Source organism: Roseburia amylophila (assembly GCF_025567465.1).
In the GTDB taxonomy this organism is placed as follows: domain Bacteria; phylum Bacillota; class Clostridia; order Lachnospirales; family Lachnospiraceae; genus Roseburia_C; species Roseburia_C amylophila.
The window spans coordinates 34,479-48,108 of record NZ_JAOQKI010000002.1 but is presented as its reverse complement, the minus strand read 5'-3'; the positions used below and the strand labels follow the sequence as shown (position 1 = coordinate 48,108).

The 13,630-nt window shown below is 41.5% G+C and carries 13 protein-coding genes; 11 read left to right on the top strand and 2 right to left on the bottom strand.

Annotated elements, in window-relative coordinates; translation table 11 throughout:
* Positions 1–42 precede the first annotated feature (42 nt).
* The gene (locus OCV43_RS01670) at positions 43–564 is read right to left on the bottom strand and encodes a peptidylprolyl isomerase (protein ID WP_117840572.1); all 522 of its coding nucleotides are present in this window, start codon (positions 562–564) and stop codon (positions 43–45) included.
* A gap of 103 nt (positions 565–667) precedes the next feature.
* Here OCV43_RS01670 and OCV43_RS01665 point away from each other — a divergent pair, with 103 nt between their 5' ends.
* The 8 genes from OCV43_RS01665 to OCV43_RS01630 all read left to right on the top strand — a co-directional run bounded on the left by OCV43_RS01665 (position 668) and on the right by OCV43_RS01630 (position 8,611).
* Entirely contained in the window at positions 668–1,591 is a 924-nt protein-coding gene (locus OCV43_RS01665) for a GNAT family N-acetyltransferase (protein WP_262623247.1), read from the top strand.
* 146 nt (positions 1,592–1,737) lie between these two features.
* On the top strand, positions 1,738–2,118 hold the full coding sequence (locus tag OCV43_RS01660) for a TIGR04086 family membrane protein (protein ID WP_022244180.1): 381 nt from the start codon (positions 1,738–1,740) through the stop codon (positions 2,116–2,118).
* A gap of 72 nt (positions 2,119–2,190) precedes the next feature.
* Positions 2,191–2,334, top strand: a complete 144-nt coding sequence (scfA, locus tag OCV43_RS01655; RefSeq protein WP_022244181.1) for a six-cysteine ranthipeptide SCIFF — start codon at positions 2,191–2,193, stop codon at positions 2,332–2,334.
* A gap of 92 nt (positions 2,335–2,426) precedes the next feature.
* The gene (gene scfB / locus OCV43_RS01650; protein WP_022244182.1) at positions 2,427–3,782 is read left to right on the top strand and encodes a thioether cross-link-forming SCIFF peptide maturase; all 1,356 of its coding nucleotides are present in this window, start codon (positions 2,427–2,429) and stop codon (positions 3,780–3,782) included.
* A 22-nt stretch (positions 3,783–3,804) separates the two neighbouring features.
* Positions 3,805–5,955, top strand: a complete 2,151-nt coding sequence (gene secD / locus OCV43_RS01645) for a protein translocase subunit SecD (protein WP_117697530.1) — start codon at positions 3,805–3,807, stop codon at positions 5,953–5,955.
* Between the two features lie 624 nt (positions 5,956–6,579).
* Positions 6,580–6,849 carry a DUF1294 domain-containing protein gene (locus OCV43_RS01640; RefSeq protein WP_262623246.1) on the top strand — a complete coding sequence of 90 codons (270 nt, stop codon included), beginning with the start codon at positions 6,580–6,582 and terminating at the stop codon, positions 6,847–6,849.
* 97 nt (positions 6,850–6,946) lie between these two features.
* The gene (locus tag OCV43_RS01635; protein WP_262623245.1) at positions 6,947–7,516 is read left to right on the top strand and encodes a PilZ domain-containing protein; all 570 of its coding nucleotides are present in this window, start codon (positions 6,947–6,949) and stop codon (positions 7,514–7,516) included.
* A gap of 15 nt (positions 7,517–7,531) precedes the next feature.
* Positions 7,532–8,611 carry an HD-GYP domain-containing protein gene (locus OCV43_RS01630; protein ID WP_262623244.1) on the top strand — a complete coding sequence of 360 codons (1,080 nt, stop codon included), beginning with the start codon at positions 7,532–7,534 and terminating at the stop codon, positions 8,609–8,611.
* A gap of 54 nt (positions 8,612–8,665) precedes the next feature.
* Here OCV43_RS01630 and hcp read toward each other — a convergent pair whose 3' ends face one another.
* Positions 8,666–10,339 carry a hydroxylamine reductase gene (gene hcp, locus OCV43_RS01625; RefSeq protein ID WP_262623243.1) on the bottom strand — a complete coding sequence of 558 codons (1,674 nt, stop codon included), beginning with the start codon at positions 10,337–10,339 and terminating at the stop codon, positions 8,666–8,668.
* 713 nt (positions 10,340–11,052) lie between these two features.
* Between hcp and OCV43_RS01620 the strand changes: the two genes are divergently transcribed.
* From OCV43_RS01620 to OCV43_RS01610, 3 genes are all read left to right on the top strand, one after another.
* On the top strand, positions 11,053–11,469 hold the full coding sequence (locus tag OCV43_RS01620; RefSeq protein ID WP_022243914.1) for a MarR family winged helix-turn-helix transcriptional regulator: 417 nt from the start codon (positions 11,053–11,055) through the stop codon (positions 11,467–11,469).
* Positions 11,470–11,542: 73 nt separating this feature from the next.
* Positions 11,543–12,871: an MATE family efflux transporter gene (locus OCV43_RS01615; protein ID WP_262623242.1), complete on the top strand. Its 1,329-nt coding sequence runs from the start codon at positions 11,543–11,545 to the stop codon at positions 12,869–12,871.
* Between the two features lie 82 nt (positions 12,872–12,953).
* Positions 12,954–13,523: a TetR/AcrR family transcriptional regulator C-terminal domain-containing protein gene (locus OCV43_RS01610; protein ID WP_262623241.1), complete on the top strand. Its 570-nt coding sequence runs from the start codon at positions 12,954–12,956 to the stop codon at positions 13,521–13,523.
* Positions 13,524–13,630: the final 107 nt, after the last annotated feature.

Sequence of the window (13,630 nt, the reverse complement as noted above, 5' to 3'; positions counted from 1 at the left end):
AGCCGCGCCAGTGTATACACTGATACGGCTGTTGCGCTGGCATTATACGGTTTCCGGTTCGTCGTAATCAACGCCAAAGGTTTCTACGGTAACGGTTTTCATTCGCTGGTCTTCCATTGGACGGTCGCTGTAGTCGGTTGCAACTTCTGCGATTTTATTTACCACATCCATGCCTTCAATGATTTTACCGAAAGCAGCGTAAGCACCATCTAAGTGTGGAGCATCCTTATGCATGATAAAGAACTGGGAGCCGGCAGAGTTTGGCATCATGGAACGTGCCATGGAAAGAACGCCTGCAGAATGCTTTAAGTCATTGGCAAAGCCGTTCTGTGCAAATTCACCCTTGATACCATATCCTGGACCGCCCATTCCGGTTCCTTCCGGGTCACCACCCTGAATCATAAAACCGTTGATGACACGATGGAAGATAAGTCCATCATAAAATCCCTTGTTGACAAGGCTGATAAAGTTATTTACTGTGTTAGGAGCAACCTGCGGATATAATTCCGCTTTCATAATATCTCCGTTTTCCATTTCAAATGTAATAATAGGATTCTGAGCCATTGTAAGATACCTCATTTCTGTTCATTGAATTCATCCTGCATAACAGAATGTAGTTCTACTATAGCGGAAAAAGGCTTTTTTGTAAAGAAAGAGAGAAGGAAATATGTGTCACTGGAATACTGTAAACTGGAACTGTATCATACGAAAAGAAACATTAGAAGAAAAAATTTCTGAAGAAGAGAAACATGCATTAAGCCGCCTGCAAAAAGAACTGTCAGAGCAGAAAAAAGTGGAACTTCTTTTTACAGATGCTGATTTGGAAAAAGATATCACATTTTTCCTGAGCGGACATCATGTAAAGCCGGAGGAATGTATGCTGCTTGCAACAGAACCGGAAGAAGTGGCATGGGCGAAAAAGGATGTAGATTCTGACTCAGACCAGCTTACCATCATTGGCTATGAAGTACCGGATTTTTCAAAACAGATGCCTTTAAGCAATGTGGATATGCTGCTTCTTGGATTGGAAGAAGTGGATACAGAATTTTTACTTCGGACATTTCAGCGGAAACACCATCTGCCGTGGCGGATATTAGAGACAAAGCGGTGCTATCTGAGAGAGATTACGTTAGATGACATGGACGATTTATTTGATTTATATAATAAGAAGGGAATCACCGATTATATCGAGCCCCTTTACGAAAGACAGGAAGAGGAGGAGTACCAGAGAGCATATATTGAAAATATGTATGGCTACTATGGATATGGCATGTGGCTGGCAAAGGAAAGAGGTACCCACCGGCTGATTGGAAGAGCCGGAATCGACTATCGCATGCTGGGAGAAGAAGAAATTATTGAGATGGGTTATGTCATTGCACCGGAATACCAGAGGCAGGGTTATGCATATGAGGTCTGTCAGGCAATCATGGCATGGGTAAAAAATAATCTTGATTTTCGAAGAATTGACTGTCTGGTGGAGCCGGGGAATGAAGCATCGTTGGGACTGCTTCATAAACTTGGCTTTCAGGAAACAGAGAAGATAAATCAGGATGGAAAAATATTCCGACATTTTCGGTATTTTTATCCGTGATTGGAAAGTTAAGCGGCAGGAGACATTTTTATACATAATATAAATCTTTTTTTCATATATAGTACAAAGCGAAACTGTATCCGGAACATGATATAAAAAATAAGTTACGGATGCAGGCGTAAGGTACGAAGATGGATGGAGGATATATGGGAAAAGAGAAGGTGGCAGGAAAAGGAAATCTTTTTACGACAATGGGCAAAGTGTTGCTGGTCATGTATATTCTGACGGGAATACTGCTTTTTATTCTGGCGGCAGTCTTATATAAAATGGAATTAAGCGAAGCTGCGGTAAATATCAGCATTATCATAAGCTATATTGTAGTGGGATTTGTCGGCGGCTTCATCATTGGAAAGATTAAGAAGAGCCGGAAATATCTGTGGGGAGCCGTGATGGGGCTATTATATTTTGCAGTGCTGCTCATTGTGTCCCTGATATTGAAAAAGGGACTGGATTCCGGAATGCAGCACATCCTTACAACACTGATTTTATGCACTGCTTCGGGAACTGTGGGAGGAATGCTCAGTTAAAAAAAGTGCTTTTCTTATGAAAGACTATGTGTTATACTAACTAGAGGTATTTTTTCGAAAGGAGATAACGAGATGAAACATATTAAGACCTTGAATACAAGAAAGTTACAGAATACAGTAAAGAAGGGCGGATGCGGCGAGTGCCAGACATCTTGTCAGTCAGCATGCAAGACTTCCTGTACTGTAGGAAACCAGACTTGCGAGCATTGCAAATAATTACCAGAAGTTCAGATTGAGAACGAACGAAACGACCGTACGCCTGCGCGGACGGTCGTTATAATGTTGTAAGAAAGTGAGGAAATATTGTAGTGGTTCACCAGTATAAAAACAACGGCTATAATATTGTCCTGGATGTAAACAGCGGCGCCATCCATATTGTGGATGACTTAACCTATGATGTCATTGCATTGTGGGAAGAGACAAGCCGTGAAGAAATCATACAGAGACTGAATAAGACCTATGATGAGGCGGAGATAAAAGAAGCAATTGAAGAGATAGAGGAATTGCAGAAGAACGGAGATTTGTTCACACCGGATGATTATGAAGAATACATCGGTGATGTAACAAAGCGTCCTACTGTAGTAAAAGCACTGTGTCTGCATATTGCCCATGATTGTAACCTTGCCTGCAGATACTGTTTTGCAGAAGAGGGAGAATATCACGGCAGACGTGCGTTAATGTCCTATGAAGTAGGAAAGGCTGCATTGGATTTCCTGATTGCCAATTCCGGCAACCGCCGGAACTTAGAGGTGGATTTCTTCGGTGGAGAACCTACCTTAAACTTCCAGGTGGTAAAAGATTTAGTAGCATATGGAAGAGAGCAGGAAAAAATACATAATAAGAATTTCCGGTTTACACTGACCACAAATGGCGTTCTTTTAAATGATGATATTATGGAGTTCGCTAATAAAGAGATGGACAATGTTGTATTAAGTATTGACGGAAGAAAAGAAGTCAATGATTATATGCGTCCGTTCCGTGGTGGTCAGGGAAGCTATGATGTGATTGTTCCGAAATTCCAGAAATTTGCAGACAGCAGAAATCAGGAACGCTACTACGTGCGCGGAACCTATACCCATCATAATTTAGATTTTTCCAAGGATGTACTGCATCTGGCAGACCTTGGGTTTAAGCAGATTTCCGTAGAACCGGTTGTGGCACAGGAGACAGATGATTATGCCATCCGTGAGGAAGACCTGCCACAGCTTTTTGCAGAATATGATGCACTGGCAAAAGAGATGGTAAAACGGAAAAAAGAAGGAAAAGCATTCAACTTCTTCCACTTTATGATTGATTTGGAGGGTGGTCCTTGTGTTGCCAAGAGACTTTCCGGATGTGGTTCCGGAACTGAGTATCTGGCAGTAACACCTTGGGGAGACTTATATCCATGTCATCAGTTTGTTGGAAATGAAGATTTCCTGATGGGAAATGTTTTTGAAGGCTTAAAACGTACCGATATCCGGGATTCCTTTAAGAGCTGTAATGTTTATTCCAAGGAAAAATGCAGAGAGTGTTTTGCAAGATTCTACTGTAGCGGTGGATGTGCAGCGAACTCTTATAATTTCCATGGTGATATTCATAATACCTATGACATTGGTTGTGCATTACAGAAGAAACGTGTGGAATGCGCAATTATGATAAAAGCCGCAGAGGCGGAAATTTAAGTCAGGAGAAAGGAAGAAGAAAATGAAGAAAAGTAAGGGCGTAGCCATATTACTTGCAGTTCTCTTGGTTTTAGCAGGACTGTCGTATTATGCGTCTATCATCTTATCTTCAACCGGAAAAGGTGAAGATAAGAACATTAAGCTTGGATTGGACTTGGCAGGTGGTGTCAGCATCACATATCAGGTAGAATCTGAGAATCCGACTTCCGAGCAGATGAAGGATACTATTTACAAGCTTCAGAAGCGTGTGGAAGGCTACAGTACAGAAGCATCTGTATATCAGGAAGGTGATGACCGTATCACCGTTGAAATTCCAGGAGTAAAGGATGCCAACAAGATTCTGGACGAACTTGGAAAACCGGGTTCCTTAGAGTTCCGGGATCCGGACGGAAATGTTTACATGACTGGTAATGATGTAAAGGATGCACAGGCTGCAACACAGCAGGACAACCTTGGCAACAAGCAGTATGTGGTCCAGCTTACACTTACGGATGAAGGCGCACAGAAATTTGCAGATGCAACCACTGCCAATGTTGGAAAGGTCTGCCCAATTGTATATGATGATGAGGCAATCAGTACTCCTCGTGTAAAAGAAGCAATTACCGGCGGAAGCGCAGTAATCGATGGAATGAGTTCCTATGAAGAAGCAGAGACTTTAGCTTCTAACATCCGTATCGGTTCTCTTTCCTTAGAGTTATCTGAGTTACAGTCCCAGATAGTAGCAGCACAGCTTGGTACAGAAGCAATATCAACGGCATTAAAGGCAGCAGCAATCGGTCTTGCCCTGATTGCGGTATTCATGATTGCTTACTACTGGATTTCCGGTGTGGCAGCAACCATAGCACTTGGAATTTATACTACAATGGTAGTTGCAGTTATTTATCTTTTTGAAATTACACTTACCCTTCCGGGTATCGCAGGTATCATCCTTTCCATTGGTATGGCGGTAGATGCAAATGTTATTATCTTCGCCCGTATCAGGGAAGAAATTGCATCCGGCAAGACTGTTTCGACAGCAATTAAGACCGGATTCCAGAAAGCGTTATCTGCAATTTTAGACGGAAATATCACCACCCTGATTGCTGCAGCAGTGCTGGCATTTAAGGGAAGCGGTTTCGTAAAAGGATTTGCTTATACACTGGCAATCGGTATCGTTTTATCTATGTTTACCGCATTAGTTGTAACAAGACTGGTATTACATGGACTGTATGTAATTGGTTTCCGTGATGCAAAATTCTATGGAAGACAGAAAGACCGCCGTCCAATGCATTTTATTGCAAAACGCCACGTATTTTTTATTGTTTCAGCAGTAATTATTATTGCCGGATTTGTGGGAATGGGCGTAAACAAAGCCAATGGCAAGGGCGCATTGAACTTAAGCCTTGAATTTGTCGGTGGTACATCTACAACCGTAGATATGGGTAAAGATTATACTCTTGCAGAATTAGATTCTGAAGTAATTCCTCTGATTGAGGATGTGACTGGAGATTCCAGTGTACAGGCTCAGAAGGTAGAAGGAAGTACACAGGTTGTATTTAAGACCAGAAGCCTTGATTTGGACGAAAGAGAGCAGTTAAATACTACATTAGAAGAAAATCTTGGTGTAGATACTTCAACTGTTTCCTCTACCAATATCAGTTCCACTATCAGTGGTGAAATGACAAAAGATGCAGTCTGGGCAGTAGTAATTGCAACAATCTGTATGCTGGTTTATATCTGGTTCCGGTTTAAAGACATTCGTTTTGCAACCTCTGCTATTTTAGCACTGATTCATGATGTACTGGTTATTTTAACCTGTTACTCTCTGCTGCGGCTGTCTGTAGGAAGCACATTTATTGCAGTAATGCTGACAATCATCGGATATTCCATCAATGATACCATCGTTATCTTTGACCGAATCCGTGAGAATATGCATCTGGTAAGAAATGTGGATAAGGAAAGCTTAACCGAAATAGCTGACCGCTCCATTTCCCAGACAATTTCACGAAGCTTAAATACTTCAATTACAACCTTTGTAATGGTATTCCTGCTTTATATCCTTGGAGTTGCATCCATTAAAGATTTCTCACTTCCTCTTATGGTAGGTATTGTGAGCGGAACTTATTCTTCTATCTGTATTGCAACAGAGCTGTGGTTTGTATTCAAAACACGCTTTGCAAAGAAGAATGCATAAGTAACAGAAATGATTTCCCCTCTTCTGATTTGGAAGAGGGGATTTTTACATTTGGGCGTTGTTTAAAAATTAATATCCGGGGATTGCAAAAGGATAGAAGAGATTTGTTACAATAATATTACGTTGATTCGCAGCAGATTATCTTTCGTTATGAAATACCACAGTTCTAAAATGCGTGTTTTTCTTTTGGTTATGAAAACAGTCTTTCCAATGTTTGCCAGAATAGCTACACGGTTCGTCGAAGTACAGATGCCTGATAAGGGCTGTTAGGGGCACTGGGAATTTCATCTGGCAACAGGCAACGCTGGTACAGGGATGTACCAGCGAGGCACATTTGAACATGGACGTGAATTTGTGCCGGTTGCCAGAAGAAAGTATAATTATGCCGAAATTCCCTGTGCCCCTTGCAGGCTTTATGCGGCATCTGTTCTCGACGGACAGTGCAGCTATTCAGTCAAAGCAACCGGAAAGACAGTTTATCAGCAAGAAAAACACGCTTTCTAAGAACTGCTGGCATTTCATAACGGATAAAGATAATCCGCTGTAAATCTCCGTAATATTTTCCAGCAAAGATTATTTCCTTTTGCAATCGCCGAAAATTAATGTTTGAAAAAGGAGAAAAGAATGACTACAATTCAGAAAATAGCAATTGCATATGCAATAATTGCAAATATTGTTGGGCTATCCGTCATGGGAATAGATAAACGCAGAGCCATCTGTCATAAATGGCGTATTCCAGAAAAAACATTATTTCTGGTAAGCATACTGGGAGGAAGCATTGGAACATGGACAGGTATGTATCTGTTCCGTCATAAGACAAAGCATTGGTACTTTGTAATAGGAATGCCATGTATACTGATTGTGCAACTGGTTTTATACTATTATTTTTGGTAAAAATATTTTCAAACCGGGATAGGCGTGATAAAATATATCAAATAGAAATGAGATATGGATAATAGGTGAGCAACAGTATCAGGGAGAAATGCAAATTATGGCAGGAATGATGGAGTTAAATGGCTGCCGGATTATTGTAAAGGAAATTGCCGGCGGGAAGATGGTATTAGATACAAGAATTAAATCGTATGATCCGATCCGTAAAGTAGTAAAGGTTAGTGCAGGAAGCCTTGACAACCGGATGGAGCATGCGGTGACGGTTATCATATTTGGACCGAATGGGAGCCTGGTAGAAGCTGCCGGTAATCTTCGGAAGGTTATAATTGCCAATGAAGTAGAAATCGAGCTGGGCAGGAGTAAGAATGGTGAGAAGCGGAAGCATGCCCGTTATCCCTTAAAAGAAAAGGGATATATAGAATCTGTTATTGTGGATGGAACATTAATTGAATTGCAGAAGCCAATTGAAATGGAAACCTGTAATATCAGTGGAAATGGAATTCTGATTCAGACAATGGCAGGAAGCGGGACAATTGGAACGGAACTGCGGATTTGTGTGAAACTTGGAGATACAATGTTACAGAAGACATATCGGATTGTCCGGATACAGAATGCAAATCTTAAGACAGAAGAGTATGGCTGCATGATGATTCGTGACAGGAATATATAAGGGCGGAGTGACAGAATGAGACTTAGAAAAATTCCAATTGATTTTTTATGGGAAGGCCTGGAACTTTCCGGAGATATTTATAATGACAGAGGTTCGGTGCTGCTTTTGAAACGGGGCGAAGTCCTGACACAGGACCGGTTAGATAAACTTTCCAAGTTTGAACGTGGTGGATATATTACAACCAGTGAGGAAACTTATCAGGAAATTCTCAACAGTGGAAAAGCACCAAGAGCTGCATTGCAGAGAGTATACGAAGAAGCAGTCGGCTATACAGCATTAAAAAACGATGTAGACAGTATTTTTTCTGTAACCAGAAATGCTTCCGAAATTAATATGGAAGCAACGGAGACTGTTACAAAGGATATTTTTACTAAGATTAAGGTATTGGATTTTCCTAAAATATTTCAGTGTATTGATGCACCGAGAGAGATGGATGAGAATTTGCAGCGCCATTCCCTGAACGTAGCATTTACCAATGGTGTTATCGGGCAGTGGCTGAAGCTTCCGGAACCGATGATTAAAAAGCTGGTATGCGCCGGATTAGTGCACGATATCGGAAAGACGAAGATACCGGAAGAAATCTTAAATGCACCGAGAAGACTTACGGAAGAAGAATTTGAAATCATAAAAGCTCATCCCGTTTATTCATATGAGCTGCTTTGGGATAATGTAGATGAAGATATCCGGTTAGCGGCAAGACATCATCATGAGCGGCTGGATGGAAAGGGTTATCCGGATCAGATTGCAGGAGATGAGATTTCTCTGCTGGCAAGGATTACCGCCATTTCCGATGTGTATGATGCCATGATTTCCCAGAGAAGTTATAAGGAATCCATGATTCCTTTTGATGTGTTGGAGAAATTTAAAAAGGGCGAATTTCCGGGACTGGATGAACGCCTGGTAGACTTATTTGTGAAAAATATGGTGGCAAATTACCGGGATGTAAAGGTACAGATGTCCGATGGAAGAATCGGTGTGGTGCGTTACATTCCACCAAATGACCTGAATCATCCGATTATCAACTGCAATCATGATGTCAGTCAGACAGATGATAAATGGTATTGCGTCTGCATTGCAAATCAGACAGGAAAATAGATTTTGCATAAATAAAAACCTCTTTACCAGAAAACTGGTAAGGAGGTTTATTATTTATAGGCTTTGTTTCAGGCAGGTTTTGATATCATCGGAAGCATTGCTGATTGGCTTTATGTGGAAGGTATCGGTAAGATACTGCAGCACATTTGGACTGATGAAGGCAGGAAGCGTTGGACCTAAATAAATATCATGAATGCCAAGGCTTAAAAGGGCAAGCAGGTCAGCAACCGCTTTCTGTTCATACCAGGATATAATCAGTGACAGTGGAAGTCCGTTTACGTCCGTTTCAAAAGCATCTGCAAGTGCAGTAGCAATGCGGATGGCAGAGTAGACATCATTACATTGTCCCACATCCAAAAGACGTGGCAGTCCGGCTACTTCACCAAAATCTAGTTTATTAAAACGGTATTTTCCGCAGGCAAGCGTTAGAATCATACAGTCGGATGGAACCATTTGGGCAAAGTCAGTGTAGTAATTTCGTCCCGGACGGGCACCGTCACAGCCACCGATAAGGAAGAAATGGCGGATTTGTCCGCTTTTAACAGCTTCCACAAGCTGTGGGGCATAGCTTAAGGCAGCGTGGTGTCCGAAACCTACCAGAATCTCTTTTGCCGGCTGGTCTTCCTGGAAACCGCCAAGTTCAATTGCCTGTTTTATGATTTCACTGAAATCTTTGTCTCCATTTTCTTTCCGACCGACATGTTTCACACCATCCCAGCCTACTACATTCGTGCTGTAAATCCTGTCTTTGTAGGAATCTCTCGGGCGCATCAGGCAGTTGGTGGTCATCAGGATACAGCCGGGAATGTTGTCAAACTGTTTCTGCTGATCCTGCCAGGCTCCACCGAAGTTACCTACAAGATGAGAATATTTTTTCAGTCCATCATAACCGTGGCAGGGCAGCATTTCACCATGGGTATAGATGTTGATGCCGGTGCCTTCCGTCTGCTTCAACAGCATTTCCAAATCATTTAAGTCGTGGCCGGAGACAATGATAAATGGCCCTTTTTTAATAGTAACATTTACCTTATGCGGGGAAGGATTGCCATAAATAGTGGTATTGGCATCGTCCAGTTTTTTCATGACTTCAATAGCCATTTCACCGGTACGCATGGTCAGACGGATCAGGTCTTCGACAGTCAGCCGGTCATCGGTAATGGCTTCTAATGCCAGTATATAAAAGTCATCCACTTCATCACTGAAGTAACCTAATTCTCTTGCCTGATGACCATAGGCACTGATACCTTTTAAACCGTAGAGAATAGTTTGACGGAGGGAGCGGATGTCTGGGTCTAAGGATTTGTCATACATAATGCCCGCCATAGGAGCATCCTTTAACATATCCGTTTTTGAATCCGGCAGATGATAGGTGGCATGGAGTGTGGAATTCGAAATTTCACCTACCAAATTGTGAAGCTCTTCTTTGATTTGCTGTGATTGCCGGAGCAGTGCCACATGTACATCTGCATCAAAATTTACATTGGTAAGTGTCGTAAAAAGTACATTTTCAATAAAGCTTACAATCGATTTGTCCATATGTTGTCCCTGCTCCACCAGCACTTTTCCGTAGCAGCTGATCCCCTTTATCTGAAAAATAAGTAAATCCTGCAGGTTGGCAATTTCCGGTGTCTTTCCGCATACGCCAAGCTTTGTACAGCCTTTGCCACCGGCTGTCTGTTCACACTGATAGCAGAACATTTCATAATTTAAATCCATGTTATTTCCCATACGATAATCTCCTTTTATAGAAAATTTTTTGGACGATTGCGAAAAGATATATTTTTCTTTCAAAATTTTTACTATAGAAGGGTATTGGAAGTTTGCACCGAAATACCGTAGTTCTAAAAGGTATGTTTTGCTTGTGGCGATAAAAATAGTCTTTCCAATGTTTGACAGCAGAGCTGCATGGTTCGTCAATTACGGATGCATGGTAAGGGCTGTTAGGGGCACTTAGAATTTCATTCGTCCTTTGGCAACGCTGGCACAGGGATGTGCCAGCGAGGCGCAACTGAACATGGATGTGAATTTGCACCGGTTGCCGGAACATAAAACTTCAATACCGAAATTCTTAGTGCCCCTTGCAGGCGTTATGTTGCATCCGCAATTGACGGACAATACAGCTACGCAGTCAAAGCAACGGAAAGACAATTTACAATCAAGCAAAACATACACTTTAAGAACTTCTGGCATTTCAGCACAAATTACTTCCAATGCCCTTCTATATTTAAAATTTTTGAAATAAATTCTTACGTTCTTTTTCATAATCGCCTAAGAAAAGTTTAGATATCGGCATTAGCATGAGCCGGGAAAAGGAATATTATGCATGAAGAAATAGAGTAGATAAAATAGAAAGTTGACAATGGAATAAAATCTGACTAAAATACTTAGGAACCGAACTAATTAGAAATAGTAATAAGTTTAAAGAAAGGAACAGATTTGCCATGGAAACAGGAAAGGTAATTAATAAAATATCCAACCGGCTCCGCAGACGATCTAAGAAAATACAGGAATCTATCGGAATCAGCGGAGCAAAGGGTAACATTTTAAATTATATTCTGGTGGAATCAGAAAACCATCCGGTATACCAGAAAGAAATTGAGGAAGAATTTGGCTTGCGTCCGTCTACTGCAACAGAGACTTTAAAGAATCTTGAGCAGGCAGAACTAATCTGCCGGGTGCCGGAATCAGAGGATGGAAGATATAAGAAGATTGTTTTTACAGAACAGGCGCGGAAGATTGAACATATTCTGCGAAAGGAAATTACGGAATCGGAAGAACTTTTATTACAGGGAATTACGGAAGAAGAAAGAAAAGAATTTTTAAGAATTGCAGAGAAGATGCTTCGGAATCTGGAATGAGAAATTTAAAGTTACAAGAGGTCGATGAGTGGCTTTGGAAAGCAGATTTTACCGGTAGAAAGGAAGGGTTACAATGGATGAAAATGAATTGATGGGCAGCATGAAGGTGTCGAAGGCAGTAGCAAAGATGGCAATTCCAAGTGTTATCAGCAGTCTGGTTACTGTCGTTTATAATATGGCGGATACGTTTTTCGTAGGGCAGACAGGGGATCCGTTGCAGGTGGCTGCGGTCAGTCAGACGAATCCGATTTTTATATTATTTATGGCATTTGCCAATATGTTTGGTATGGGCGGAAGCGCAGCGGCATCTATGGCATTGGGCGAAAAGAAGGAAAAAAGAGTAAAGCAGGTTTCTTCTTTTATTACCTATGCATCACTTATCGTGGGAATTGTTTTTGCTGTAATTTTACTGGCTGGAATGCAGCCGGTTTTACAATTGTTTGGAGCAGATGCAGATACTTATGAACTGGCGAAAGGATACACAACATACATTTCTTATGGTGCACCGTTTATTATCTGGTCTGCGGCAGCAAGCTTTGTTGTGCGTTCGGACGGAGCCAGCCGGGAAGCTATGACAGGAAGTATGATAGGAACCGTGGCCAATATTATTTTAGACCCGATATTTATCAGTGGATTTGGTATGGGTGCAGCAGGCACAGCCATTGCAACGACTATTGGAAATATAATGGCGAGTGTATATTATCTTTGGTATTTCTGTAGAAAGAGCAGGAACATGTCTATGGCATTCCGGTATTTTAAATGTGGGGACAGAATTCTGTCCCAGGTATGCTCGGCAGGACTTCCAACAGCTATTTTTTCTGCATTGATGAGCATTTCTACGATTATTTTAAACCAGATTCTGGTGGCATATGGAAATGCACCGGTAGCGGCTATTGGAATTGTATTTAAGGCAAATATGTTTATCACATTTTTACAGATGGGACTGGCAAATGGAGTACAACCGTTATTAGGCTATAGTTACGGTGCAGGGAACAGGGAGCGTTTTATTACAGTGGAACGTTATACGAAGAAATGCTGTCTGATTGTAGGTGTATTGGCGACAGCACTGTTTTTCTTTTTCCGGGAGCCGATTATCCGCCTGTTTATTTCTGATACAGAGGTCATAAATTATGGTGTGGAAATGCTGATTGCTTATATGATTTCCGGTCCGGTCATTGGCATTTTATTTATGAATATGAACTGTATGCAGTCTACCGGAAATGCACTTCCGGCAACGATTCTTTCTATATTGAGACAGGGCGTACTTTTGATTCCGGTGCTTTACGGCTTGAATGCATTGCTCGGTCTGCACGGTGTTATCTACGGACAGGCACTGACGGATTATGTGGCAGTTCTCCTTTCTATTGTAATCTGGCGGTGGAAACGCAGGAAAACTTTATAGGAGAAAACGGTCAGGTTGCCTTTTTCACAGGTTGGTGCTATGCTGACGATAGTAGATTGGCAGAGTAAGTGGAGGAGAAGGCATGGAGCAGAATGTTCAGAAAGCAGAACAGATGAAATACCGGCTGGCAGATGCCATGAAGCAGTGTATGGCGAAGATGCCGATAGAACGGATTACAGTCAGGCAGATTGTGGAACTGAGCGGAACGACAAGACAGACATTTTACCGTCATTTTCAGGATAAATATGATCTGATAAACTGGTATTTTGACAAAATTTTAGCAGAATCCTTTGAACATATGGGAGAGGGAAAGACGGTATACGAGGGGCTGGTAAAGAAATTTGAATATATTGAGCAGGAAAAATTATTTTTCCGGGCTGCATTTAAATCAGACAGCCAGAACTGCTTAAGAGACCATGATTTTGAACTGATTACCCGGTTTTATACGGATAAGATAGAAAAGAAATCAGGACAGAAATTATCGGAGCATCTTCATTTCCTTCTGGAAATGTATTGCCAGGGTTCAGTTTATATGACAATTCAGTGGGTGCTTGGAAGAAAGAAGGCTACACCGAAGGAACTGGCAAAGGCACTGACGGAAGCGGTGCCGGCGGAACTGAAAGCGGTATTTGAAAAATTGCAGATGATATAGTGGTGAAGGATGATGATTGAGAGTGGAATTTGCCCATGACAGATATTGAAAAATCAAGTGACAGAGTTGCCTTTTTGTAACTTTCTATTTGTCTTTTTCATTGGTAA

Excerpts from the sequence above, each read along its gene's own strand:
- OCV43_RS01670 (WP_117840572.1), bottom strand. The coding sequence starts at position 564 with ATGGCTCAGAATCCTATTATTACATTTGAAATGGAAAACGGAGATATT.
- OCV43_RS01665 (WP_262623247.1), top strand. The coding sequence starts at position 668 with ATGTGTCACTGGAATACTGTAAACTGGAACTGTATCATACGAAAAGAA.
- OCV43_RS01660 (WP_022244180.1), top strand. The coding sequence starts at position 1,738 with ATGGGAAAAGAGAAGGTGGCAGGAAAAGGAAATCTTTTTACGACAATG.
- scfA (WP_022244181.1), top strand. The coding sequence starts at position 2,191 with ATGAAACATATTAAGACCTTGAATACAAGAAAGTTACAGAATACAGTA.
- secD (WP_117697530.1), top strand. The coding sequence starts at position 3,805 with ATGAAGAAAAGTAAGGGCGTAGCCATATTACTTGCAGTTCTCTTGGTT.
- OCV43_RS01640 (WP_262623246.1), top strand. The coding sequence starts at position 6,580 with ATGACTACAATTCAGAAAATAGCAATTGCATATGCAATAATTGCAAAT.
- OCV43_RS01635 (WP_262623245.1), top strand. The coding sequence starts at position 6,947 with ATGGCAGGAATGATGGAGTTAAATGGCTGCCGGATTATTGTAAAGGAA.
- OCV43_RS01630 (WP_262623244.1), top strand. The coding sequence starts at position 7,532 with ATGAGACTTAGAAAAATTCCAATTGATTTTTTATGGGAAGGCCTGGAA.
- hcp (WP_262623243.1), bottom strand. The coding sequence starts at position 10,339 with ATGGGAAATAACATGGATTTAAATTATGAAATGTTCTGCTATCAGTGT.
- OCV43_RS01620 (WP_022243914.1), top strand. The coding sequence starts at position 11,053 with ATGGAAACAGGAAAGGTAATTAATAAAATATCCAACCGGCTCCGCAGA.
- OCV43_RS01615 (WP_262623242.1), top strand. The coding sequence starts at position 11,543 with ATGGATGAAAATGAATTGATGGGCAGCATGAAGGTGTCGAAGGCAGTA.
- OCV43_RS01610 (WP_262623241.1), top strand. The coding sequence starts at position 12,954 with ATGGAGCAGAATGTTCAGAAAGCAGAACAGATGAAATACCGGCTGGCA.